This is a genomic window from Vibrio sp. YQ_11 (assembly GCF_043103065.1).
In the GTDB taxonomy this organism is placed as follows: Bacteria; Pseudomonadota; Gammaproteobacteria; order Enterobacterales; family Vibrionaceae; genus Vibrio; species Vibrio parahaemolyticus.
This window is the reverse complement of record NZ_JBICJM010000035.1, coordinates 1-25,060: the sequence shown is the minus strand read 5'-3', so window position 1 is coordinate 25,060 and position 25,060 is coordinate 1. Positions and strand designations below refer to the sequence as shown.

The following is a 25,060-nucleotide window of genomic DNA, read 5'->3' as shown; positions in this document are numbered from 1 at the left end:
CACTTATATAGATAAATAAAAACATAAAAACGTCAAAAGTGAGTTTTTACGCTGTTCTGACATAAGAAAAGCTTCAAATTCGTGAGCGACTTCATTCATGTTTTAGGAGTTTTAACGGAACTTTATATTCAGAGAGAAAAAACCTTGAGATCACTCGCAACACAACAGAGGAAGAAACGGAGCTTTACTGACAGTTTTGACGAAATTGTTTCGCCAATGAAATGCTTGACCTTCCCCTTGATGTAAGGTTTAAGCTCTTTACATCGCTATTATTGAGGACAAGTTTATGAACCAGTTCGTTGTACCGTTATCGGGGCTCAACTGCATGGGTTGTGCAAGGAAAGTAGAGAAAGCGTTACACGCTAGTCACGATGTTGAAATCATCAATTTGTCTCCGACCTCTGTAGAATTAAAGACGGATGCGTCTTTATCTGACGTGGTCGCCTCAATTGAATCCCTTGGTTACCAAGCTGGCACCCATTATGAGCTCCAACTATCGGGGCTAAGCTGCGGTGGCTGCGTTAAAAAACTCTCTTCTTTATTGGAGTCCAATCAAGATGTTGTCTCTTTCGAAGCTTCGACAACGCACTTACGCATTCATACTCTGCTGACACAAGAGCAAGTCATCGATTTAGTGGCAAGCTTAGGCTATAGCGCAAGTTCCAAAGTGATCACAGAAGCAAATACAGATACAAATGTATCAGCTCCACAAAAGGCAGAAACGCTAGCTCAAGTTGAGCAGCAACATCACAGTGAGCCTGAAGTTAAAATTGAAGAGCTACCACCAGCAGGCGCGACACAATTACAAATGCTGATTCAAGGGATGACGTGTGCCAGCTGTGTTGCCTCTGTTGAAAAAGCGCTGGCTCAAGTCCAAGGCGTTGAAAAAGCACAAGTCAACCTGGCTGAGCAAAGTGCGTTGGTCTTTGTCGATAACGATTCTGACGACTTGCACGCCGAGATTTTAGAATCGGTTAAACAAGCCGGGTATCAGGGTGAAATTCTACAAGACGCCGCAACCCAGCAAGAAAAACAAGCGCAGCAACAACGTCAGCAGCAAAAACGCTTCAAACTGGATGCTATTGCTGGCCTTGTCGTCGGTGCCCCTTTAATGATTTGGGGCGTTGCTGGCGGCAATATGATGATTCGCAACACCAACGACCAATTGGCTTGGGGCGCGATCGGTATCGTATGTTTGCTCCTTCTTGCCACGGCGGGTAAACACTTCTTCAGTAACGCTTGGTTAGCGGCCACTCACAAACGCGCCACAATGGATACCTTGGTTGCACTCGGTACGGGTGCTGCATGGTTTTACTCGATGCTGGTGGTGATTTTTCCTGACTGGTTCCCAATGGCTTCTCGTCATGTCTATTTTGAAGCCAGCGCGATGATCATTGGTTTGATTTCACTTGGTCACTATATAGAAGCTAAAGCTAAGGCGAACACAACGCGTTCCTTACAAGCGTTGATTAACTTGCAACCTCAGCAAGCTACGGTCATCACGGAACAAGGCGACCAACAAATAACGGTTGAGCAAATCACGTTAGGTATGAAACTGCGTATCAAACCAGGCGAGAAAGTGCCTGTTGATGGCGTTGTAATTCAAGGTGAATCGTACATTGATGAATCTATGCTCACTGGTGAACCTGTTCCTGTATTAAAAGCGCAAGAGGCTCAAGTCTCCGCAGGTACTTTGAACACAGATGGAGCCTTAATCATTGAGGCAACGGGCATTGGCGCAAATACCATGCTGGCTCGAATCATCCGTATGGTGCGCACAGCGCAAAGCAGTAAGCCTGCCATCGCGAAATTGGCAGACCAGATTTCATCGGTGTTTGTCCCTGTTGTTGTTGGTATAGCAATACTGGCCGCGCTCGTTTGGTTTGCCGTTGGCCCAGAACCAAAAGCGAGTTATATGCTTGTGGTCACCACAACGGTACTGATCATCGCCTGCCCTTGTGCTCTAGGCTTAGCAACCCCACTTTCTGTCACGGTGGGAGTGGGTAAGGCCGCTGAACTCGGCATTTTGCTCAAAGACGCCGATGCTCTGCAATTGGCAAGCAAAGTCGACACGGTTGTGTTCGACAAAACGGGCACACTGACCCAAGGAAAACCGAGCGTTCAGCAAGTGTTTACTCACGCCACCAGCCAAGAAGATCTACTGGCTTTAGCGTATGCGGCAGAGCGTCAGTCTGAGCACCCACTGGCAAAAGCTGTGTGTGATTATGCCAAACAACACAACGCAAAAGACGTCTCATTAGACAAGTTTGAGAACGTTCGCGGACGCGGCATTTTGGCGACGTATCAAGATAAACCACTGCTTATTGGTTCGCTGCAGTTCATGCAAGCAGAAAACGTTGAGACCAGCGCACTGAAACCAGACATCGATGAATGCGCAAAAAATGCGTGGACTCCGGTAGCTGTGGCATTGAACGGCGAACTGATCGGTCTGATTGCCATTGCCGACCCAATCAAATCAGATGCGAAACAAGCGCTCTCTGCATTAAAATCGCAAGGCATCAAAACGGTAATGCTGACGGGTGATAACCAACACGTTGCCAATGCTATCGGCCAAGAACTTGGTATTGATGAAGTGATCGCCCAAGTAATGCCAGATGAAAAAGCTCAGCACATTGAGCAACTTCAATCTCAAGGACATGTCGTGGCAATGGTGGGGGATGGCATTAACGACGCCCCTGCTCTCGCGTTAGCCAACCTTGGTATTGCCATGGGTAGCGGCAGTGATGTCGCCATTGAAAGTTCGCAAATGACCATCCTGAACACGTCACCCATGGCGGTAGTACATGCGATTGAACTGTCTCGCGCTACACTTAAAAATATGAAGCAAAACCTATTTGGTGCCTTTGTTTACAACTCGTTGGGTATTCCAGTTGCCGCTGGCGTGCTTTACCCAGCGTTTGGATTTTTGCTCAGTCCTGTTGTCGCAGGAGCGGCAATGGCACTGTCTTCAATTACTGTCGTTAGTAATGCAAATCGACTACGACTGTTTTCAGTAAAATAACCACTTCTTTTTGAGGGTATTATGAAGTTGAAACTATTGACCTTTGCAATGCTTACGACCGTGTCCGCCAACGTATTGGCAGCCGATGTCATTAACCACAAATCGCCATACTGTGGCTGTTGTGGAGAATGGACAAAACACATGGAAGAGAACGGCTTTACGGTCGAAGAAAAATTGCACGATGACATGAACACCATCAAACGCGATCTAGGCATCAAGAACGAACAGCTTTACTCTTGCCACACGGCAGAGATCAACGGCTATGTGTTCGAAGGTCACATTCCAGCCGAAGACATTAAAGCGTTCTTAGAAAATCCACCACGTAATGCGAAAGGTTTAACTGTACCAGGTATGCCAATGGGCTCTCCGGGTATGGAATATGGCGACAAAAAAGACAGCTACACGGTCTACGCCTTTAACGAAAAAGGCCAAGTTTTCGAATACCGCCGCCACGAAGGTAACGACAAGTAATAAGAAAGCCCAGCAAACCAATTGCTGGGCTTTTTCTTAATGGACAGTTAAGACAAATATAAAATTAGAAGCCGTAAGAAGCACCAAATACAAAAGCGTTATTCACTAGGCTGTCGCCACTCGCGTTTTCTGCGCCATGAGCTTGAGAGCGTAATTCAAAGTAAGGCTGAACACCTTTACGCGTCCATGTCGCACGGAACTCGTGATCCATAGTTTCTGCTTCAATCATGTAAACGTTGTTGTAGCTCAGCGTCACATCTTCATTCATCACGTAACCGATGCGGTTATCCATGCGGTAATCTGTATCCGCATCTGCGTCTGTCGCGTCGATGTGAGCACGAGTACGGTTACTTAATGAGATGCCGTTATCGAAGTTGTAGCCGATCTTAACCAGTGGACGATATTGCACGTTCTCACCGGCAGAAAACAGGTGTTGGTAACCCGCCGCAACCCATAGATGATCGGTAATGTTGAATGACTGCTCACCACCCACGGTAATTGCAGGAGTCGTATTGCCTGCACCGCCATTTTCAGTTTCCAACTTACCCAGTTGAATACCATCAAACTCAGTGTAAACCGTAAAGCCACCAAATTGGTTATCAAAAGTATGACCAGCTTCAAGGGTAGACGTCACGTCAGAGCCATGAATTCGACCATCATCGTGGAATTGAACGTTACCCGTTACGTAAGAAGAACCAGCAAAAGCGCTAGAAGCGAAAGCGAGTGAAAGAGCACTCAGTGCAAAGATGTTTTTCATAATTACTGCCTTTAATTATTCACGTTATGCGATGGTTCCATGGGCTTCTTTTCCCGATCATCGCAAGCCTTGGAATGTGCCTCCGTGGCGGTGGCCATACTGAAATAATTAATTCGCAATGGAAAATAAATCCGTTTAAAAAGTGATCTCGTTCAAACCCGACTCTATAACCATAACAAAAACACTTGTAATTACAGACACTTGCGTTGATTTATAAAAATTCGTCAAAAAATAAAATGTGATCATCAACAACTAACGATTTAATAAATGGCGAAATAACCAGACTCACTTCACATTTAATTTCTATCTTTAACACCAAAACTTATTTATCAATGCAAAATATTAAGACTTCGATCACACTTAATTTCCTTTAAAAATAAAGAAAGCCTCAACATGCGTTGAGGCTTTGCCAAAAATTAACTTACAAGAATCGTGTTATTTTACGCTAGTCACACGACTTGTTTTCTCACCTGTTGCCGATACAGATCGGATGAACACTTCACCTTTCACATTTGGACGAGCATTGTCTACGTAATTCAGCCAGTTTTTGCCGTCTAGAGAGTATTGAAGCTTCACGCCAGGAAACTGAACGTTCATTGCTAGCTTACCATCTTCTACTTTCGCACCTGGTACAGGCAGGCGGTAGTCGATACCAGATTTCTCTAACTTAGCTAACTCACGTTGACCAAGTACGTTTGCAAAGCGGTTGTAGTCTTGGTTTAGCGCGGCTTTGTTTACTAGGTTCGAGTTTTGCGAGTATTCAACACCCACTTTGTAGTCGTTTTCCCACTCAGCACGGTGCCATGCACGCTCTGCTGCAGCAAGTACGCGTGGGAATACCATGTACTCGAACTGTTCATCGTTACGTACGGTTTCAGACCAAAGCTGTGCAGATAGACCGTAGAAAGGTTTCGCTGCGATTTCACCTTTACCAGTAAAGCCATTGCCATCGCGGTCAACTGAGGTTTCCGCGTTCTGAGGCATGTTCTCTGGTGCAAAACCGAACATCTTACGAGTATCTGTTGCACGTGTTGCCCAGTAGTAACCACGCTCTTTCGGGTCTACTTCGTATGGCATATCCATGTACACGTAATCAGGGTTAGAAACGATCACGTCGTAACCTTTCTTAGACCACTCGTACACTGATGAAGTACCGCCCCAGTACAGAACGTCCCAGAAGTTAACGCGTGTGTTTTCGGTTGCAAATGCCTTCTCACCTTCGCTGTACTTCAAGCCATCTTGCCATGCTTGGAAGCTTGGAATGCCCTTCTCTGCTACGATCTTCGACACTTGTTCTGCAAAATGACTTGGAAGGTGACCAAAGTCGCTTACTGTACCGTCTGCGATTAGTGTCTGACATTGTGGAGACTGCGCGAATGGCTTGTCTTGTTTCGACAGATCAATCGTGCCCTTCCAGCTAACTTTGTCTTGCGCGTTAACGTCTTGGAAACCCGCACCTAACTTAATGTTCTTCGCTTCATCACCACCAAAGTGCCATGTTGTTAGCGGCGCGCCTGCTTCCGTGTGCATTGCTGCCACTTCTGAAATCACTTTATCTACGAAGCGAGTGGAAGATTCCATACATGGGTTGATAAAGCTCTGCTTGTTGTAGAACTGAACCGTTGTTACGTTCGATGTATCTTGAGGATCCATCAGACGGTACTCGTTCGCTTCCGCTTCTTTACCTTCTTCGATTAGGCGGTTGTAACGTGCTTCCATTGAGATAACTGCTGCTCGAGCATGTGCTGGCATATCAATTTCAGGAATTACTTCGATGTTACGTGCTTTCGCATACTTCAAGATTTCCACGTAATCTGCTTTGCTGAAGTAACCCGAACCGAAGTTGTCAGAAGTTGAGCCAGAACCTAGTTGTGGCAACAAGCAACTTTTCTCTTCAAGGTCAAAACAGCGGTTAGAACCTACTTCAGTCAGCTCTGGCAGACCTGGAATTTCAAGACGCCAACCCTCATCATCCGTTAGGTGAAGGTGCAGTTTATTCATCTTGTACGCCGCCATTTGGTCTAGCGTTGCAAGGATGGCATCTTTAGAGTGGAAGTTACGAGCCACATCCACCATCACGCCACGGTAGTCAAAACGAGGAGCGTCTTGGATGGACAGTTGTGGTAGAGAATCAGCATTTTGGCTATCTACCAGGCCAAAGATAGATTGTACCGCGTAGAAAGCACCCACTTTATCAAATGCTTTAATCGCGATACCGTCGCCGTTGATGCTCATTTCGTAAGCACCCGATTTTGCTAATTCACCGGTGAAGTCTACAGGAACAACAGTGATGCTTACAGGAAGATCACCACGAACATCCACACCTACCACTTCTGCACGATCTTGAATCGCTGCGAACTGAGCCGCATCAAATGCGTCTTTAGGCAGCGCAATACCTTCTGTAATATCGACTTTGCCTTTGCCCGCCTCAACGTGCATTGGCGTTGGTAACAACGTCGTGGAGACGTCTTGTTTCACTAAGTCGTCGTTCTTCTCGAAACGCGATACCGCACTGGCAAAGATGTTGTTGTCATCTGGTGTACGTTTTAGGTTATTACCCTCAAGACCAGTGACAAAAGAAGCCACATCTTCAGTATTGAGAGAAGCGATCATTTTAGGTTCAGCGTTTGGCGCTGCAACAAATGCACCCGGCATAAAGTCTGTTTCAAAAAGCTGCCAGTATTCACCGATCAGAGGAAGAACCACCTCTTCACCCGCTGCAAAACCATCAAACTTATCAGTTGGTTCAAGTTTGTGTAGATCACCCGTTACGCGAGAGATTTTAAACTGTTCATTGTCGACATCTAGGATCAAACGAATGCTGTGAAAGTAGATCGCCCAATCTTTTGAGTTAACTGCTTCGCCTTGGTTTACTAGAGTCATGTTGACCTTGTTACAAGATGCCCACTCAGCGCCCAAATCCTGACATGCAAGACCTTCATTAGCACCATGGTTAGTGAGCACTTGATACTGGATATCAAGGTTATCAGCCAGTGAATTTACAACTTGTTGCTCAGAGCTTTGCAGAGCAGAACAACCTGCTAGTGTTGCAATAACAGAAGCAGCAATCAAACTAGGTTTCAACATCTTACTTTCCCCAAAAAGTCAGTGGTTCAAAACGACAATTACGCAATTTAAAAGCACCCAAATCTGTGGTGCTCAACAATGTCATTCAACATACAAGTAGTTATTTCTAAGCGTAAAATAAATAAAAGTAAGAAGTGATCCAGCTCAAACTCCACTCACCAAGAAAAAATATAAACACATTTATTTCATGCACTTACAGCCAACGTCAAAATCGAACAACTTATTTTGACGAGTTTGTTGCGATCTAAATCACCGATTCCGATTGATTTGGTATGACTTTGTAGGATTCGGATCACATCTGATTATTTTGTGAACCATTAATAACAAACTCACCAATTTAGCTTTCGTGAAGTCAATCTCATTTTTAGCGTGTCAAAACTCGTCAATATTGTTTGAAATGACGTTTTTGTCGATTGGTTGGTCTATCCAATCGTTGCAAAAAAGAGTTTTAAAGTGAGCTCTGGTGTCTAAGCTTTATTTGGGTATAAAGTAATATCCCCTGTGAGTTGTAGATGCTGAAATCAGAGTCTCACCATAAGATTCAGCCGAGGATAAAAACTATGTTTCGCCTAATGACACTGATGTCATCTCTTATTGTTATCTTTACCTCCTTTTCGTCCTACGCTGAGCCTCAACACTGGCGAGCTAAAAAAGGCGACACGGAATACATGATTATCGGCTCCGTACATGTCGGTGATAAAAGCATGTATCCACTTCCGAAAAACATCACTAAGTTTTTGGAACAAAGCTCGGGCTTAATTATTGAGGCCGATGTAAGAAGCTCTGAAGGTGTGGTGTACCCAGTGAGTTCGATTCTCTCTAAAGACGTACTCGACAAAACTCAACGCCAACTGTTAGTGAACATCGCCAAAGATCTAGGCATGGCAGAAGCGCAACTTCTCAATGCGCCACCTTGGACCGCAGCTCTGACCATCCAACTCGCGCTAGTCAATAAGCTTGGCTACGTATCGGACAAAGGTGTAGACATGCATCTAATTGGTTTAGCTGAGAAAAAGCACCTGCCAGTCCTCTCGTTAGAATCGGTGCAGTTTCAAATCGGTCTTATTGCTGGTCAGCCAAATGGTGGGCAAGAAATGCTGCTGTCCTCGATAGACGAATACGAAGGTGGTGACAAACTTGTACAGTGTTTGATAGAAAGCTGGAAAAGTGGTGATGGCAGTATGCTGGAAGAGGCATCTTTAACAGACAAAGCGACGGAAGATTTTAACGAAGCGTTCTTATATTCTCGCAACCGTGATTGGGCGAAAAAACTCGATACTGGCAGTGTGCTGCCTAAAAAGTCAGGTCGCTACACCGTTGTGGTTGGAAGTCTGCATCTGGTGGGTAAAGACAACCTTATCGATTTGCTCGCACAACGGGGATTTGAAATTACCTCGCTTGGTAAAACACGCAAAGCAAAGTGCAATATTTAAAACCCAGCCAAAACCATCATTACACATGCGAAAAAGGCTCTACATTTCTGTAGAGCCTTTTTCTTAATATGGTCGATGAAGAGCCATATTCTAACTTCAGGCAAGCCCTATTTAGCTCTATATCATTGACGTCTCAAATTTCTAGCGCTAGAACGACGAAAGCCTGCTCATGGAGCAGGCTTTCTAAAAATGGTCGGTGAAGAGAGATTCGACGCGGCTGGGCTCCCTGCCCCCGACCCGATGTTCGAATGCAAATGCATAGAATGCAAAAAGCCGCAGCATTTCTGCTGCGGCTTCTTTGAAAGTGGTCGGTGAAGAGGGATTCGAACCCCCGACCCTCTGGTCCCAAACCAGATGCGCTACCAAGCTGCGCTATTCACCGAGATGTTTAACTGGGGTCTTGTCCCCGTCAACGATGCGTATATTACGGATTCTGATTGGAGACGCAAGTGCTTTTTGCAAAAAAACGTAATGTCTTAATTCGTTTGATGAATAACTGAACACTAGCACGTAAAATGTGATTGATAACCCACAATAAAACACAGTTTATTAACCTTAGCAACATAATTGATCCAGATCAGTGTGCAAAAAAACACCGCCATTTAGTTTTATGCCTGTCGGGAATATCTTGGAGGAAACATATGGACTTTTGGCTTGATCTCCTATTTGGTAATGCAGTGGGTCTATCGTCAATGATAGTAATCTTTGGGGCATTTGGTCTGATGCTGTTTTACGGCGGTTTCTTCATCTATAAGATCATGAACGACAAATCTCCTCACTAGATCTCGCTTAGCTCTAGAAACGCTTTGCACCGGAGCCGGTTACTTGCCTGCTCCGGTTTTTTATTTGATCTTCTGCCACATCTCGTTGATATAATCCTATCTACCTATCCTGTTCTTATGAGATTGCCACTATGTCTCACGATGACGATTTTGAACTGTTTCAACAGATGATGGGCGATGTTAAGCCAATCAACCAAGACACTGCTGAACACAAAAAAGTCCACCAAGTGACTGATGCACATATTGCCAAACGCGAAGCAGCGATTTGGCTCACCGAAGATGACCCAGAATACCTTTCTCTCGATCATGCAGAAATGCTCAAACCCGATGACTTCGTCGAGTTCAAACGAGATGGTGTTCAAGATGGTGTATTTCGCAAACTTCGCCTTGGGAAGTACCCTATCCAAGCCCGTTTAGACTTGCATCGTAAAACGCTGAAAGAAGCACGTGATGAAGTAGTGAAGTTCTTAAAGCAATGTATCTCAATGGATATTCGTACTGTTGTGATTGTGCACGGCCGCGGCGAACGTTCGAATCCACCAGCATTAATGAAAAGCTTCGTCAGCAGTTGGTTACAACAAATAAAAGAAGTGCAATGCGTGCACAGTGCACAACGCTTTCACGGTGGCAGTGGTGCTGTTTATGTATTGCTAAGAAAAAGCGCAGACAAGAAACTAGAAAACCGCGAACGTCATCAAAAACGGTTAGGTTAAGTTTCTCCTCGGTGCTAGAATGCCCGACCTTATTTCCCCTTCCCACTTGCGGGAAGGGTCATCAAATTCACCGCCGTTGTGAAACGTTAGGAGACCGATATGTCACAAGACAACGCGAAACGCTTAAATAAATTCATCAGCGAAACGGGCTTTTGCTCGCGTCGCGCTGCCGATAAACTGATCGAAGAAGGTCGAGTGACCATTAACGGCAAACAGCCAGAAATGGGCACCAAAGTACTACCTGGTGACGACGTTTGTGTTGATGGCAAGCCTGTCGCTTCAAAAGAAAAGCCGATTTATATCGCCCTCAACAAGCCAACAGGCATCACCTGTACGACTGAGCGTGATATCCCCGGCAATATCGTCGATTTCATCGGTCACAAAAAGCGTATTTTCCCAATTGGTCGACTCGACAAACCTTCGGATGGTTTGATCTTCTTGACTAACGATGGCGACATCGTAAATAAGATTCTGCGCGCTGGTAACAACCACGAAAAAGAATACGTGGTGCGTGTCGACAAGCCAATTACGGACGAATTCCTAAAACAGATGTCGAGCGGTGTTCGAATCCTCGATACCGTAACGCTCCCTTGTAAAGTTACGAAAGAAACCAAGTTCTCTTTCCGTATTATTTTGACGCAAGGCCTAAACCGTCAGATCCGCCGTATGTGTGAAGCACTCGGCTACGAAGTATTTAAACTTCGCCGCGTACGCATCATGAACATCTCTCTAGATGGTATTCCAAATGGTAAATGGCGTTACCTAACCGATGACGAAGTCGCAGAAATTTTAGCAATGTGCGATGGCTCGGTTGGTACCGAGGAAGCGTCAAAGACAGATTCTCGAGGTCGTAATATTCGTAAAGCGACTGATGCGAAACTGTTTGATAGCCGTGAAGAGAACCAAGGTTCGACTGCTCGTCGCAATCAAAAAACGCGCACCTTCCGTGGTAATAACGCTGACGAGTTCCGCCATGCACCCAACTCTAAAAAAGGCCAGCAAAAGCGCCGTCAACGTGATGATGAAAACTCACGCCCTGCGAAAGAGCATTACAAAGCGAAACCTCAAGGTGAACGCGCGAAGCCACAAGGTGAGCATGGCAGACCGCAAAACAAGCCTCAAACACCGAGCAAACCGAAGCAGCATTACGTCAATCCGAATACGACAAGTAAACCGACAAAACGCACTAGTGGCACATTAAGCCTCAAAAAATAACAATAAAGGACGCTTTCGCGTCCTTTTTCTTTGTTGGTCATTCAACCCAAACTGGCTTACAAGCATAATGGGGCAAACTGCCCTCTGGTCAAAGCAACAAGATCTTGCGGAGCAAGCTCAATTTCTAAGCCTCGTTTACCCGCGCTCACACAAATCGTCTCTTGTTCTTTTGCACTTTCATGTAGAAAGGTTGGCAACGCTTTCTTTTGTCCAAGTGGACTAATGCCGCCAACTACATAACCCGTTGTCTTTTGAGCGATGTCTGGGTCTGCCATGTCGGCTTTTTTACCCTTTGCTGCTTTGGCTGCCAATTTTAGATTCAGTTTTTGATCCACAGGAATGATGGCTACTGCCAAGTTTTTGGGCTCGCCATTAAGGCAAAACAACAGGGTTTTGAATACTTTTTTAGGATCTTGCCCCAACACTTCAGCCGCTTCTAACCCATAGCTGTCTGCTCTCGGGTCATGTTCATACTGGTGAATAGTGTGAGGAACTTTTTTCTTTTTCGCAAGATTAATGGCCGGAGTCATCAAGATTCTCCTTATAAAAATAAAAAACGCAGCCCCCATCAATGGGAGCTGCGCTTTTAGTTAATGATATCAGCGAGTTTGAGTCAAACGCTTTTTCGCAATCAAACTCTATTGATTGACCACATTGTTTGTTTGGTACATCACCTCACCAGAAGGTGCGTATTCGTTAACGTCAATTGGGCTATGGCTTTCTAGATAGTCTTTCAAGACTTCTGCATCGGTAAAACCTGTGTTGACGTAGCCAGGGTGCGTATCAATTTTAGGGTAACCATCGCCACCAGAAGCGTTGTAACTTGGTACTGTGAAGCGGTAACGACCATCTAAACGCAGTTGCTTGTTACCGATAAATACATTGGTGACTTTGTCATTTTCAATACGCATAGAGATACCCGCAAACTGCGCGTAAGCACCTGAATCAACTGGCTTGGTTGCAACAATGTTTAGGTAATCTAAGACTTCTTGACCAGACATATCGACGTAAGAAACCATGTTGCCAAATGGCTGCACGGTCAGCACATCTTTGTATGTGATGTCACCAGCTTCAATAGAATCACGCACACCGCCTGAGTTCATCACTGCGAAATCAGCTTTTGCACGTTCCATATGAGCCGTTGCAATTAAACGACCTAGATTCGTCTGTTGGAATCGCACGACATCTCGGTCACCTTCTAGCTTACCGTTTGATTCCGCAATTTTCACATTCAGCTGGCTTTGGCCTTTTTCTTGGAAAGGGCGAAGGAAGTCCAACATCGCTTTGTCTTGAGTAATTTCATCTTGAACAAACACACGTTGTGATTGGCCATCCACGTTGATTTTTTTCTTCAAGTTTACCGGAATAAGATCGTAGCTCACCATTGATAGTTCGCCGTTACGGAATTCGTAATCGGCACGGCCAACATATTTACCCCACTCATGCGCCTGAACAATGTAAGTACCGTTTTGTTGGTCTGGCTGACACTCATCACCCGGTTTAAAGTTCTTTTTGATAACGTTAGGACCTTCCATACAAACGGGCTCTTGTGAGTGACCACCCACAATCATGTCCAAATCGCCTTCATTGAGGTAACGCGCCAAAGCTACATCACCCGGCGCATTGATGCCACGGTTGCCATTTTCGTAGTGACCCATGTGCGTGACAGCGAAAATCAGATCCGGATTTTCTGTTTTTTTCAGTTCTGCAATCAGCTCTTTCGCTTCCGCTTTCGGGTCGCGGAAGTCCACTTGACCGATAAACTCAGGATTTCCCAACTTCGCGGTATCTTCTGTTGTCAGACCAATAACCGCAATTTTAATGCCTTGCTTATTGAACATCGCGTAAGGTTGGAATAAACGCTTGCCCGTTTTTTTGTCGTAGATGTTGGCTGACAGCATTGGGAAGTTAGCCCAATCTTGCTGTTTGAATAGCACGTCTAGCGGATTATCAAATTCGTGATTACCTAACGCCATCGCGTCGTAACCAATCTTACTCATGCCTTTGAAATCTGGTTCAGCGTCTTGTAAATCAGATTCAGGAACGCCGGTATTAATATCACCACCAGACAGCAACAGCACGCTGCCTCCTTCTGCTTGAATTTCATCACGCAGATCATCGATCAACGTCTTTCGCGCGGCCATGCCGTACTCACCGTGTTTATTCTGCCAAAAACGACCGTGGTGATCGTTGGTGTGTAAGACAGTCAATTTATAAGTGGTATCTGCATTCCATTCATGAGCAGGTTGCGAAGCACATCCAGCCAGCGAGGCCAAAATAGCGGCACTCAAAACGGTTTTGATAATCAGACGCTGATTCATTTTTTTACCTTTTTCTTATTGGGATTACTGATGCACATTTTCAAACATTAGAGCTATTTGAAAACCACGCGCACCCTAACACATTGATTTCATAATTATGATGCATTGTTTAGCAATAACAAATTCATCAGTAACAAGTTTGAGAATTTACGGTTTATCAGATAAAAAAATAGCCAACTCTTGGTTGGCTATTTTATTTTTCATCATGAACAGTAACGAATCGCTACTTGATATCGATGTTTTCAAAGCTCTTAATCAAGTCATCTAGTGACTTCATTTGCGCCAAGAATGGCTCTAGTTTGTCTAGAGGCAGTGCAGATGGGCCATCACAACGTGCTTGATCTGGGTTCGGGTGCGCTTCGATAAATAGACCCGCAATGCCTGTCGCTAGACCCGCTTTTGCAAGCTCAACTGTCTGCTCACGACGGCCGCCAGATGCTGAGCCTGATGGGTCACGCATTTGTAGTGAGTGCGTTACGTCAAAGATGATTGGGCTACCTTTCGACGCGTTCTTCATTACACCAAAGCCAAGCATGTCTACAACTAGGTTATCGTAACCGTGGCAAGAACCGCGCTCACATAGGATGATCTTGTCGTTACCACATTCCGCGAATTTCTCAACGATGTTACCCACTTGACTAGGGCTCATAAATTGAGGTTTCTTCACGTTGATCACTGCGCCTGTTTTCGCCATTGCTTCAACTAGGTCAGTTTGACGAGCTAGAAATGCAGGAAGCTGAATAACGTCTACCACGTCAGCGACAGGTTGAGCTTGTGCTTCTGTGTGAACGTCAGTGATGATCTTAACGCCAAAAGTGTCTTTTAGCTCTTGGAAGATTTTCATACCTTCTTCAAGGCCTGGGCCACGGTATGAATGAACAGAACTGCGGTTTGCTTTGTCGAACGACGCCTTGAATACGTAAGGAATGCCCAGTTTGTCTGTTACTTTTACGTAATGCTCACAGATCTGCATAGCAAGATCACGAGACTCAAGAACGTTCATGCCTGCAAATAGGGTGAATGGCTTGTCGTTAGCAACCTGGATGTCGCCGATATTAACGATTTTCTGTTCCATTATGATTCTCTTTTTTCTGTCCACGGTATGCCACGCTTGGGCACTCCGATAAAATTAGTGAAGCGTGACGTGTTTTTCACTCATCGCATTAACTTGTGATTTTAGTAGCTCAGACGCAGGATCGTCGGGACATTGGTCAATAAAGTACTGAAAGTCAGATACCGCGACCTGATGACACTCAAGCTGTTGGAAGATAAAACCGCGATCACGAATCTCGTATGGGTCATCTGGCACAAAGGTCAACGCCAGATTAGTACAGCGCAGCGCCAGTGTGTAACGCTCTTCTCTCAGCATCGCGCTTTTAATCAACGCCAACCAGCGACCAATCACTGTCGGATTATCCGCTTCGTCAAAATGTTCCGGTTTAAGCTGCGCTAACGGTCCTTCTTGACCGATTAACCAAGCTTGAAGGATTTTCTCACCAACATACTCCCCGTTGAACGGGTTAATGTAGTCTGGTGTTTTGTGCATCCAATCCACTTTAATTAGGAACTGAGTTGGGAATGTCACACCTTTCATAGGGAAGCCTAGGCGATTGCCTAAGTACAATAAAATTGCACCTAAGCTGACCGGTATACCTTTTTTACGCTCTAGCACTTTATCGATAAAGCTGTTGTCAGAGATAAAGTACTCTTGGTCGTCACCTTTGAAGCCCCACTCATGGAAAAACAGACGTAGGAAAGAGTCGAAACGCTGCTCTTCATCTGTTTCATGGATAAGCGTTGCTTCTGCTTCTTGGTACAGACGCTCTAGCTCTTGCTTAGCCCAATGGACGTTGGTTTCTGGATTAACGGATTTATTGAGCTCTAACGCTCCTTCCACCAGCGCCATGTTGTCAAAATCTTCGTCAAAAAACTCAAGCATGACGATTACCCAAATAAAGTTGGACTCTTAGACACGGCGATGTTAGCCGCCATGACCAACCAACCGAGTGCGCCAAAGAAACCGAAAATTTGCAGCAATTTATTTTTAGCTAGTTTCAGAGCGAAGAAGCTCAGAGCAATATACGCCAACACACACGTGATCTTGTTGGTTAGCCAAGGGGCTGAGTCTGTAAATGGAATGAAGCCAGTAACAAAGATCAAAGCAACACCTGACAACAACAGCGCGGTATCAACAATGTGTGGAAAAACTTTCAGAAAACGATGGTTGCGCTTTGGAGAGTTCATCATCATTAACGCGAATCGAATCGACAACAATGTGGCACTCAGTGCGATGGTGACAAGGTGAATATGTTTTAGAGCTACGTACATTTTTCTTCTCTTTTAATAAATTACTGCTGACTTGCTCGTTCTTATGAAGGCTGGTAGCAACCGAGGGTCACTCGATCATTCCCACCATAATCTTTTTCGGTGACAACTTGCTGATAACCAAAGCCACGCATGATCTCGCGAACCGCCTCGCCTTGGTCGTAACCGTGTTCGAAGGCAAGCCAACCGCCCTCTTCAAGATACTGACGAGCCAAATCGGAGATATGGCGAATATCCGCTAAGCCATTTTCATCAGCGACCAGCGCGGATTTTGGCTCAAAACGAACGTCACCTTGGGATAAATGCGGATCTTTCTCGTCAATATACGGCGGATTGGAAACAATTAAAGCAAACTTTGTTCCCTCTGCAATAGGCTCGAACCAGCTACCTTGGTCAAACGTCACATTTTTGATGTTTAGCTGCGCGGCATTGTACTCAGCAAGCTCTTTGGCCTCTTGTTTGAGGTCAACTCCCATTACCTGACGATTCGGTAGCTCAGACGCTAATGCCAACGCAATTGCTCCTGTCCCCGTGCCTAAATCTAGAATCGATCCGGTCTGCCCATAGGTTTTATCCAAAGCAACTTCAACCAAACGCTCGGTGTCTGGTCTTGGGATCAAGGTAGTAGGAGAAACTTTGAGAGGTAGAGACCAAAACTCGCGCTCACCAATAATGTAAGCAACGGGTTCGCCTGCTAAGCGCCTTGCGAGTAAAGCATCAAACTGCGCTTGTTGCTCAGGTTCCAATGCTTTTTCTGGCCACGTTAGCAAATAGGTTCGCGGTTTGCCAAGAACATGGCAAAGAAGGACAGCTGCATCGAGAGAAGGCGACTCTTTGCCGCCTTCTGTCAGTTTTGCCGTCGCACTTTTCAGTGCTTGCTCAATGGATTGAACTTGGCTCATCGATTAAGCGTTCTCAGCTAGCGCCGCTAGTTGGTCTGCTTGGTGTTCTTGAACCACTGGGTCAATCAAGCTTTGTAGGTCGCCTTCCATCACTTCGTTCAAACGGTAGATGGTTAGGTTGATTCGGTGGTCAGAAACACGGCCTTGCGGGTAGTTGTAAGTACGGATACGGTCACTGCGGTCACCAGAACCTAGTAGGTTACGACGCGTGTCAGACACTTCTGCCGCACGACGCTCTTGTTCCGCTTGAACGATACGAGCAGCCAGTACTGCCATCGCTTTCGCTTTGTTCTTATGCTGTGAACGCTCGTCTTGACACTCTACCACTGTACCCGTTGGTAAGTGGGTAATACGGATTGCAGAATCCGTAGTGTTAACGTGCTGACCACCCGCGCCAGATGCACGGAACGTATCGATTTTTAGGTCTGCCGCTTTGATTTCTGGCAGATCCGCCTCTGGGATTTCCGCCATGACCGCTACTGTACACGCAGAAGTATGCACACGACCTTGAGATTCTGTCGCTGGTACACGTTGTACACGGTGACCGCCAGATTCAAACTTCAGCACGCCGTATGCACCGTCGCCGCTCACTTTCGCGATCATCTCTTTGTAACCACCGTGCTCCGCTTCGTTTGAAGACATCACTTCAATGCGCCAGCCACGCTTTTCTGCGTATTTGCTGTACATACGGAATAGGTCGCCAGCGAAGATACCTGCTTCATCACCGCCAGCACCAGCGCGGATTTCAAGGAAACAGTTACGATCATCATTTGGATCTTTTGGAAGAAGAAGAATTTGCAACTCATCAGCAAGACGTTCAATCGCTTCTTTCGCGTCTTTGATCTCTTCTTGAGCCATTTCACGCATTTCTTCGTCGTCTTCTTTTGCCATCTCTTCAGCGGCAGCAAGATCGTCTTGAGCTTGTTGGTAAGCTTGGAAGCACTTAGTTACTTCTTCTAGCTGAGAGTACTCTTTTGATAGAGCACGGAATTTGTCCTGATCTCCAATTACATCAGGATCACCAAGAAGATGTTGAACTTCTTCGTAACGTTCTACTAGCGTTTCTAGCTTAGTCAGAATAGAGGCTTTCATAGTGTCGTTTTCTTAATAAAAAGCGTGAGTTACAGATCATCTAAGCCAAGCGTTTGGCGGATAATCGTTAATTTTGCTGGTTCGCCTTGTTCCGCCGCACTTTGTAGTGCGCGTGTTGGGGCGTGAATCAGTTTGTTGGTGAGTTTATTACTAAGTTCGCGCAGTACTTTCTCCGGATCTGCGCCAGCTGCCAATGATTGCAGGCTTTTACTCAGTAACTCTTCACGTATTTCGTTCGCCGACTTACGATAATCGCGAATACTATCAACCGCTTGCAGTGAGCGTAGCCACGTCATAAACGACGCACTTTCTTCACTAACAATAGCTTCGGCCTGAATCGCTTCAACTTTACGTTGCTCAATATTGCTATCGATGATCGACTGCAAGTCGTCCACCGAATACAGATAAGCATCGTTCAATTCGCCAACTTGCGCTTCCACATCACGTGGTACAGCAATATCGACTAACAGAATAGGTTGATGACGACGTTGTTTCAGCGCTGTTTCGACCATGCCTTTACCAATAATAGGCAACGGACTCGCTGTTGAGCTAATCACGATGTCCGCTCTTGCGAGGTGGTCTGGGATTTCGTTCAGGCTGATTACTTCTGCACCAAACTGCTCAGCTAACCCTTGAGCACGCTCTTTGGTGCGGTTTGCGACTATCATTTTTGTGCAGCCGTTCGACGCTAAGTGCTTCGCGACCAGTTCGATGGTTTCACCTGCCCCGACAAGTAAGACTGTCGAGTCAGATAACGATTCGAAAATGTGTTTTGCTAATGTACATGCGGCGTAAGCCACCGACACAGCATTGCCACCGATATCAGTTTCCGTACGAACTCGTTTTGCAACAGAAAACGTTTTTTGGAACAGCTTATCAATCGACGAGTCTACAGCTTGATGATCACGTGAATCAGAAAATGCCTGTTTCACTTGACCTAAGATCTGCGGCTCACCAAGTACCAGTGAATCAAGGCCACACGAGACGCGCATCAAGTGTTTAATTGCCGCTTGTTCTTCGTGTACATACAAACTTGGCATCAAGTCTTCACGGCTCACTTGGTGAAATTGAGCGAGCCAATCGATCAGCTTGTTTCGCGCTCCTTGCTTAACGTCGCAGTACAACTCAGTACGGTTACAGGTTGAAACAATCACACTGCCGTTAACCGCTTCGTGCTCTCTGAGTTGCTCAAGTGCAGGGCCGAGCTTATCAGGCCCGAACGCCACTTTCTCTCGCAAGTCAACAGACGCTGTATTGTGATTAATTCCAATAGCAAGCAAGGACATCTAACGTGGTATCTCTGAGATCGGTTATAAAATAGGTTCAGAATTTTACTGTAAGCACGCATTTATTGAAAGGGTAAGCCGGATTTGTTTTCCTAAGTCCGTCTTTTCAATGCTATAGTTGTGAGCGATTCCCGATGAAACTGATTAATAAGCCATCAAACATGACCTTACGTTCCTTTCTCATCTTTTTCTTGTCGAGCCTTATTCTCGCTGGGTGTAGTTCCGTTCCTGAAAGCGTCACCAGCGTCGAATGGCAAGCTCATGAACAACGTCTTGAAACCATCCATGATTTTCAAGCGACAGGGAAATTAGGCTACATCGGCCCCGACCAAAGACAAAGTCTGAACTTTTTTTGGAAGCACTCCACCGCTTTAAGCCAACTTCGATTAACCACTGTCTTGGGACAAACCGCATTAAAACTGACGATTACCCCACAAGGGGCAACGGTTGAAACGTATGATGACCAAGTCCTTTCAGCACGCAACGCTAATCAACTGATTTATCGCCTCACAGGCTTGATGATGCCAGTTGACCACATGCCCGACTGGTTACTCGGTTTACCTACCGATGCAGATACATTCCAGCTTTCTCCAGCCAACACACTGCAAACCTTAGACAAACAGATAGGTCTTAACGACTGGAAAATCGCTTACGAACGTTATGGCGACGTAGAATGGCACGAACAGACGCTTCCATTACCGAATAAACTAAAGCTGACGACATCAGACGTAAAAATCAATCTAGTGATCACAAAATGGAACATCACCCAATGATCGAAACTTCAACCCGCTGGCCGTCTCCGGCGAAATTGAATCTCTTTCTATACATCAATGGCCGCACAGAAAACGGCTATCACGAGTTACAAACCTTATTCCAATTCGTCGATCACGGAGATGAGCTCACCATTCAAGCAAACCATTCTGGTGATATTACGATTTCTCCAGAGATAGAAGGTGTGCCTCTTCAAGACAATTTAATTTGGAAAGCTGCAACTGCGCTGCAAAATTACGCTCACTGCTCTTTTGGTGCGCATATCGAACTGCACAAAATTTTACCAATGGGTGGTGGAATTGGCGGCGGTTCTTCAAATGCCGCTACGACACTTGTGGCACTCAACCACTTGTGGCGGCTCAATTTAACTGATGATGAATTAGCCGAAATTGGCCTAAAACTGGGCGCTGACGTGCCTGTTTTTGTGCGCGGTTTTTCCGCTTTTGCTGAAGGTGTGGGTGAGAAGCTTTCTCCAGCCAACCCGGAAGAAAAGTGGTATCTCGTCGTGAGACCAAATGTTTCTATTGCGACAGCGGATATATTCCGTCATCCAGATCTGACACGAAACACACCAAAACGAGATCTAGAAAGACTTTTGAACGCGCCGAGCGTAAACGATTGCGAAAAAATTGTACGAATGCTCTACCCAGAGGTTGATAAGCAACTTTCATGGCTGCTACAATACGCGCCGTCAAGATTGACGGGGACAGGATCTTGCGTTTTTGCTGAATTTTCGAGCAAATCGGAAGCAGAAACTATCCTTGCACAACTCTCTGATAAAGTCTCGGCATTTGTCGCTCAAGGGCGCAATATTTCGCCACTAAAAGAGACTTTGGCTGAATACCAATCAGCCTCACACCGACCTATTTAAAACTGGACGCAAACCCGAGGTTTCCACCGTGCCTGATATGAAGCTATTTGCTGGTAACGCAACACCTGAACTAGCCCAACGTATTGCTGATCGTCTTTACATCTCTCTTGGTGATGCATCTGTTTCTCGCTTTTCTGATGGCGAAGTTGCAGTTCAAATCAATGAGAATGTTCGTGGTAGCGATGTTTTCATCATTCAATCCACTTGTGCACCGACTAACGACAACCTAATGGAATTGGTTGTTATGATTGATGCAATGCGCCGTGCTTCAGCAGGCCGTATCACTGCAGTTATCCCTTACTTTGGTTACGCCCGTCAAGATCGTCGTGTACGTTCTGCTCGTGTGCCAATTACTGCAAAAGTTGTTGCTGATTTCCTATCTAACGTTGGTGTTGACCGCGTTCTTACTATCGACCTACACGCAGAGCAAATCCAAGGCTTCTTCGATGTTCCTGTAGATAACATCTTCGGTACTCCTGTACTACTTGAAGACATGCAATCTCGCGGTCTAGATAACCCAGTAGTGGTTTCTCCTGACCTAGGTGGTGTGGTTCGAGCTCGTGCAACGGCGAAAGCGCTAGGCGACATCGATATTGCTATCGTTGATAAGCGTCGTCCACGTGCAAACGTTTCTGAAGTGATGAACCTAATCGGTGATGTTGAAGGTCGCGACTGTGTGATCGTTGATGACATGATCGATACAGGTGGCACTCTATGTAAAGCAGCTGAAGCGCTAAAAGAGCGCGGTGCTAAGCGTGTATTCGCTTACGCAACTCACGCTGTATTCTCTGGTAACGCTGCAGACAACATTAAGAACTCTGTTCTTGACCAAGTTATCGTAACTGACTCTATCTCTCTTTCTAAAGAGATGGCGGCGACAGGCAAAGTAACCACATTAAGCCTATCTCGTATGCTAGCTGAAGCAATCCGTCGCATCAGCAACGAAGAGTCAATCTCTGCGATGTTCAACTAATCCGAACATTTCAGTTAGACTGATTTCAAAAGCACCCCTCTATGGGGTGTTTTTTTATTTGTATCGATAGGCAGAAAATCCCTTGGTCGCCCACTGTGAGAATTCTGTGTTATTATACTGCGCTTTTTGAGATTCCAGAGAGATCCTAACCTTGACTCAACCAATCAAACTTCTTGTTGGTCTTGCTAATCCGGGACCAGAATATGCCAAAACTCGCCATAATGCGGGCGCTTGGGTTGTAGAAGAATTAGCACGCGTTCATAACGTTACCCTGAAGAACGAACCAAAGTTCTTTGGCCTAACCGGACGCATCATGGTCAACGGCCAGGATCTCCGTTTGCTTATCCCTACCACTTTCATGAACCTCTCTGGAAAAGCGATCGCTGCTTTGGCGAAGTTTTACCAAATTAAGCCAGAAGAGATCATGGTTGCTCACGACGAGCTAGACTTACCGCCAGGTGTCGCTAAGTTTAAGAAAGGTGGTGGCCACGGGGGCCACAACGGACTGCGTGACACAATAAGCAAACTGGGCAATAACAAAGATTTTTATCGTCTTCGTATCGGCATTGGCCATCCGGGACACAAAGATAAAGTGGCAGGTTTTGTATTAGGTAAAGCTCCAGCGAAAGAGCAAGAGCTACTAGATGCCGCAGCAGATGAAGCTGTTCGTTGTCTAGACATCCTGATTAAGGATGGCCTATCCAAAGCACAAAACCGCCTCCACACGTTCAAAGCTGAATAAGGTTACTATCATGGGTTTTAAATGTGGCATCGTTGGTCTACCTAACGTTGGTAAATCAACTCTGTTTAACGCACTAACTAAAGCGGGTATTGAAGCAGCAAACTTCCCGTTCTGTACCATCGAACCAAACACTGGTGTGGTTCCTGTGCCAGATCTACGTCTAGACGCACTAGCAAAGATCGTTAACCCACAGAAAGTTCTACCTACTACAATGGAATTCGTAGACATCGCTGGTTTGGTTGCGGGCGCATCTCGTGGTGAAGGCCTAGGTAACAAATTCCTAGCGAACATCCGTGAAACGGACGCTATCGGTCACGTTGTACGCTGTTTCGAAAACGAAAATATCGTTCACGTTGCAGGTAAAGTATCTCCAATCGAAGATATTGAAGTAATCAACCTTGAACTAGCTATGGCTGACCTTGATTCTTGTGAGCGCGCGATTCAGCGTAACGCGAAGAAAGCAAAAGGCGGCGACAAAGACGCGAAGTTCGAGCTGACAGTTCTAGAAAAGCTGCTTCCTGTACTAACAGAAGGTGGTTCAGCGCGTACCGTTGAACTTTCTAAAGAAGAACTAGCAGCAGTAGGTTACCTAAACTTCCTAACGCTAAAACCAACCATGTACATTGCAAACGTAAATGAAGATGGTTTTGAAGACAACCCGTACCTAGACGCAGTACGTGAGTTCGCAGCAAAAGAAAACAACGTGGTTGTTCCGGTTTGTGCAGCGATCGAATCAGAAATGGCTGAACTAGAAGACGACGAACGCGAAGAGTTTCTAGCGGATCTAGGCATCGAAGAACCTGGTCTAAACCGCGTAATTCGTGCTGGTTACGAACTGTTAAGTCTACAGACGTACTTCACAGCTGGCGTTAAAGAAGTTCGTGCATGGACAATTCCTGTTGGCGCAACAGCACCAAAGGCAGCAGCGAAGATCCACACTGACTTTGAAAAAGGCTTCATCCGTGCAGAAGTCGTTGGTTACGAAGACTTCATCCAATACAACGGTGAAAACGGAGCAAAAGACGCAGGTAAATGGCGTCTAGAAGGTAAAGACTACATCGTAAAAGATGGCGACGTTGTACACTTCCGCTTCAACGTATAATTAAGTGAATGAAATTCAAACACTTCATTTACATAAAAAGCCAGCAGTAATGCTGGCTTTTTTTATGTCTGCAATAAACGCCACAAAGTTAAGTTCCTTGCTTCAAGCTAATTTATTTCCAGTTTTAGATCATAAACACGCCTCTTTGTTTAAAAAGAAAGCGAACGATGTTTTTTGGGGGATTTATTTAAAAAAACTGTTGACGGATCTCACTCAACTTCGCATAATGCGCGCCGTTCCCAACGACAAGGCAACAAAGCGTTGAGAGCAAAAAATATGGTTTTGGCTACGTAGCTCAGCTGGTTAGAGCACATCACTCATAATGATGGGGTCACAGGTTCGAATCCCGTCGTAGCCACCATTCCTAAACGTTCTTTAATTAAGAGCACTTAGGAATAGATGCGGAAGTGGCGGAATTGGTAGACGCACCAGATTTAGGTTCTGGCGCCGCAAGGTGTGAGAGTTCAAGTCTCTCCTTCCGCACCATTTTTCTCTAGAAATAGAGAGTTAAGTAGTTGAAAAACTACTGCCTGCAGGTCTATCGCCAAGCGGTAAGGCAGCGGCTTTTGATGCCGCCATTCCCTGGTTCGAATCCAGGTAGACCTGCCATTATTCAAAGTGAGATTCCTTGATAAAAGGGTTGTCACTGAGAGCGCGAAGGTTTATATTGTCTCGCTCCAAAAGATGGCTACGTAGCTCAGCTGGTTAGAGCACATCACTCATAATGATGGGGTCACAGGTTCGAATCCCGTCGTAGCCACCATTCTTTCTTAATGAAAGAAACAAGAAATATAACTGTTAGTTTTTACCAATTAACTGATGGTTTATAGAGTTCAAGACGCGGAAGTGGCGGAATTGGTAGACGCACCAGATTTAGGTTCTGGCGCCGCAAGGTGTGAGAGTTCAAGTCTCTCCTTCCGCACCATCTTGATTCAACTCTATATAAAGAATATATGCGGAAATGGCGGAATTGGTAGACGCACCAGATTTAGGTTCTGGCGCCGCAAGGTGTGAGAGTTCAAGTCTCTCTTTCCGCACCATTCTTTCTCTAGAAATAGAGATGATATAGTCTCATGACTATTGTCTGCAGGTCTATCGCCAAGCGGTAAGGCAGCGGCTTTTGATGCCGCCATTCCCTGGTTCGAATCCAGGTAGACCTGCCATTATTTAACGTTATTGAGTTTTACTCAGTAAC

Annotated in this window: 22 protein-coding genes and 8 tRNA genes; 19 read left to right on the top strand and 11 right to left on the bottom strand. The window is 45.6% G+C overall.

Annotation, left to right across the window (positions count from 1 at the left end; all coding sequences use genetic code 11):
* Positions 1-286 precede the first annotated feature (286 nt).
* Positions 287-3,022: a heavy metal translocating P-type ATPase gene (locus tag ACF8EG_RS13560; RefSeq protein WP_206926139.1), complete on the top strand. Its 2,736-nt coding sequence runs from the start codon at positions 287-289 to the stop codon at positions 3,020-3,022.
* 21 nt (positions 3,023-3,043) lie between these two features.
* On the top strand, positions 3,044-3,493 hold the full coding sequence (locus ACF8EG_RS13555; protein WP_392419502.1) for a DUF411 domain-containing protein: 450 nt from the start codon (positions 3,044-3,046) through the stop codon (positions 3,491-3,493).
* A 64-nt stretch (positions 3,494-3,557) separates the two neighbouring features.
* Here ACF8EG_RS13555 and ACF8EG_RS13550 read toward each other — a convergent pair whose 3' ends face one another.
* Together ACF8EG_RS13550 and ACF8EG_RS13545 are read right to left on the bottom strand one after the other, a co-directional pair.
* Entirely contained in the window at positions 3,558-4,250 is a 693-nt protein-coding gene (locus ACF8EG_RS13550) for an oligogalacturonate-specific porin KdgM family protein (RefSeq protein ID WP_005453980.1), read from the bottom strand.
* A gap of 435 nt (positions 4,251-4,685) precedes the next feature.
* Positions 4,686-7,337 (bottom strand): beta-N-acetylhexosaminidase, encoded by a 2,652-nt coding sequence (locus ACF8EG_RS13545; protein WP_069505148.1) that lies wholly within the window; start codon positions 7,335-7,337, stop codon positions 4,686-4,688.
* Between the two features lie 560 nt (positions 7,338-7,897).
* Between ACF8EG_RS13545 and ACF8EG_RS13540 the strand changes: the two genes are divergently transcribed.
* On the top strand, positions 7,898-8,770 hold the full coding sequence (locus ACF8EG_RS13540; protein WP_069505150.1) for a TraB/GumN family protein: 873 nt from the start codon (positions 7,898-7,900) through the stop codon (positions 8,768-8,770).
* Between the two features lie 305 nt (positions 8,771-9,075).
* Here ACF8EG_RS13540 and ACF8EG_RS13535 read toward each other — a convergent pair.
* A tRNA-Pro gene (locus tag ACF8EG_RS13535) sits at positions 9,076-9,152 on the bottom strand.
* 259 nt (positions 9,153-9,411) lie between these two features.
* On the opposite strand from ACF8EG_RS13535, the gene ACF8EG_RS13530 reads away from it, so the two are divergent.
* The 3 genes from ACF8EG_RS13530 (at position 9,412) to rluF (ending at position 11,480) form a co-directional block, all read left to right on the top strand.
* Positions 9,412-9,552 (top strand): DUF3149 domain-containing protein, encoded by a 141-nt coding sequence (locus ACF8EG_RS13530; RefSeq protein WP_005489851.1) that lies wholly within the window; start codon positions 9,412-9,414, stop codon positions 9,550-9,552.
* 131 nt (positions 9,553-9,683) lie between these two features.
* Complete coding sequence (smrA, locus tag ACF8EG_RS13525; protein ID WP_005481355.1) at positions 9,684-10,265, top strand: DNA endonuclease SmrA; 582 nt, start codon at positions 9,684-9,686, stop codon at positions 10,263-10,265.
* Between the two features lie 99 nt (positions 10,266-10,364).
* Positions 10,365-11,480, top strand: a complete 1,116-nt coding sequence (gene rluF, locus ACF8EG_RS13520; protein ID WP_045544946.1) for a 23S rRNA pseudouridine(2604) synthase RluF — start codon at positions 10,365-10,367, stop codon at positions 11,478-11,480.
* Between the two features lie 56 nt (positions 11,481-11,536).
* Here rluF and ybaK read toward each other — a convergent pair whose 3' ends face one another.
* From ybaK to hemA, 8 genes are all read right to left on the bottom strand, one after another.
* Positions 11,537-12,010, bottom strand: a complete 474-nt coding sequence (gene ybaK / locus ACF8EG_RS13515; protein ID WP_005481362.1) for a Cys-tRNA(Pro) deacylase — start codon at positions 12,008-12,010, stop codon at positions 11,537-11,539.
* Positions 12,011-12,118: 108 nt separating this feature from the next.
* Positions 12,119-13,801 (bottom strand): bifunctional UDP-sugar hydrolase/5'-nucleotidase UshA, encoded by a 1,683-nt coding sequence (ushA, locus tag ACF8EG_RS13510; RefSeq protein WP_020840207.1) that lies wholly within the window; start codon positions 13,799-13,801, stop codon positions 12,119-12,121.
* A gap of 223 nt (positions 13,802-14,024) precedes the next feature.
* On the bottom strand, positions 14,025-14,876 hold the full coding sequence (kdsA, locus tag ACF8EG_RS13505; protein WP_069505152.1) for a 3-deoxy-8-phosphooctulonate synthase: 852 nt from the start codon (positions 14,874-14,876) through the stop codon (positions 14,025-14,027).
* A 54-nt stretch (positions 14,877-14,930) separates the two neighbouring features.
* Positions 14,931-15,740: a SirB1 family protein gene (locus ACF8EG_RS13500; protein ID WP_005481357.1), complete on the bottom strand. Its 810-nt coding sequence runs from the start codon at positions 15,738-15,740 to the stop codon at positions 14,931-14,933.
* A 5-nt stretch (positions 15,741-15,745) separates the two neighbouring features.
* Entirely contained in the window at positions 15,746-16,129 is a 384-nt protein-coding gene (locus ACF8EG_RS13495; protein WP_069505154.1) for a SirB2 family protein, read from the bottom strand.
* Between the two features lie 41 nt (positions 16,130-16,170).
* On the bottom strand, positions 16,171-17,028 hold the full coding sequence (prmC, locus tag ACF8EG_RS13490; protein ID WP_021453055.1) for a peptide chain release factor N(5)-glutamine methyltransferase: 858 nt from the start codon (positions 17,026-17,028) through the stop codon (positions 16,171-16,173).
* A gap of 3 nt (positions 17,029-17,031) precedes the next feature.
* Positions 17,032-18,120, bottom strand: a complete 1,089-nt coding sequence (prfA, locus tag ACF8EG_RS13485) for a peptide chain release factor 1 (RefSeq protein ID WP_005456867.1) — start codon at positions 18,118-18,120, stop codon at positions 17,032-17,034.
* A 29-nt stretch (positions 18,121-18,149) separates the two neighbouring features.
* Positions 18,150-19,406 (bottom strand): glutamyl-tRNA reductase, encoded by a 1,257-nt coding sequence (hemA, locus tag ACF8EG_RS13480; protein ID WP_005496164.1) that lies wholly within the window; start codon positions 19,404-19,406, stop codon positions 18,150-18,152.
* Between the two features lie 134 nt (positions 19,407-19,540).
* Between hemA and lolB the strand changes: the two genes are divergently transcribed.
* The 13 genes from lolB (at position 19,541) to ACF8EG_RS13415 (ending at position 25,028) form a co-directional block, all read left to right on the top strand.
* Complete coding sequence (lolB, locus tag ACF8EG_RS13475; protein ID WP_005490532.1) at positions 19,541-20,179, top strand: lipoprotein insertase outer membrane protein LolB; 639 nt, start codon at positions 19,541-19,543, stop codon at positions 20,177-20,179.
* Positions 20,176-21,048, top strand: coding sequence for a 4-(cytidine 5'-diphospho)-2-C-methyl-D-erythritol kinase (gene ispE, locus ACF8EG_RS13470; protein WP_392419498.1), 873 nt, complete (start codon positions 20,176-20,178; stop codon positions 21,046-21,048). Before lolB ends, ispE begins: the two co-directional genes overlap by 4 nt.
* 28 nt (positions 21,049-21,076) lie before the next feature.
* Positions 21,077-22,021 carry a ribose-phosphate pyrophosphokinase gene (locus tag ACF8EG_RS13465; RefSeq protein ID WP_005496171.1) on the top strand — a complete coding sequence of 315 codons (945 nt, stop codon included), beginning with the start codon at positions 21,077-21,079 and terminating at the stop codon, positions 22,019-22,021.
* A 151-nt stretch (positions 22,022-22,172) separates the two neighbouring features.
* Positions 22,173-22,763 carry an aminoacyl-tRNA hydrolase gene (pth, locus tag ACF8EG_RS13460; RefSeq protein WP_005496173.1) on the top strand — a complete coding sequence of 197 codons (591 nt, stop codon included), beginning with the start codon at positions 22,173-22,175 and terminating at the stop codon, positions 22,761-22,763.
* Positions 22,764-22,773: 10 nt separating this feature from the next.
* Positions 22,774-23,865, top strand: a complete 1,092-nt coding sequence (gene ychF, locus ACF8EG_RS13455; protein ID WP_005496175.1) for a redox-regulated ATPase YchF — start codon at positions 22,774-22,776, stop codon at positions 23,863-23,865.
* A 4-nt stretch (positions 23,866-23,869) separates the two neighbouring features.
* Positions 23,870-24,130, top strand: coding sequence for a hypothetical protein (locus ACF8EG_RS13450; RefSeq protein WP_011105709.1), 261 nt, complete (start codon positions 23,870-23,872; stop codon positions 24,128-24,130).
* A gap of 19 nt (positions 24,131-24,149) precedes the next feature.
* Positions 24,150-24,226 (top strand) — tRNA-Met (locus tag ACF8EG_RS13445).
* 40 nt (positions 24,227-24,266) lie between these two features.
* Positions 24,267-24,351: transfer RNA gene (locus ACF8EG_RS13440), tRNA-Leu, on the top strand.
* A 48-nt stretch (positions 24,352-24,399) separates the two neighbouring features.
* Positions 24,400-24,474: transfer RNA gene (locus ACF8EG_RS13435), tRNA-Gln, on the top strand.
* A gap of 77 nt (positions 24,475-24,551) precedes the next feature.
* Positions 24,552-24,628: transfer RNA gene (locus ACF8EG_RS13430), tRNA-Met, on the top strand.
* A 77-nt stretch (positions 24,629-24,705) separates the two neighbouring features.
* Positions 24,706-24,790 (top strand) — tRNA-Leu (locus ACF8EG_RS13425).
* Between the two features lie 30 nt (positions 24,791-24,820).
* Positions 24,821-24,905, top strand: a tRNA-Leu gene (locus ACF8EG_RS13420).
* Positions 24,906-24,953: 48 nt separating this feature from the next.
* A tRNA-Gln gene (locus ACF8EG_RS13415) sits at positions 24,954-25,028 on the top strand.
* Positions 25,029-25,060: the final 32 nt, after the last annotated feature.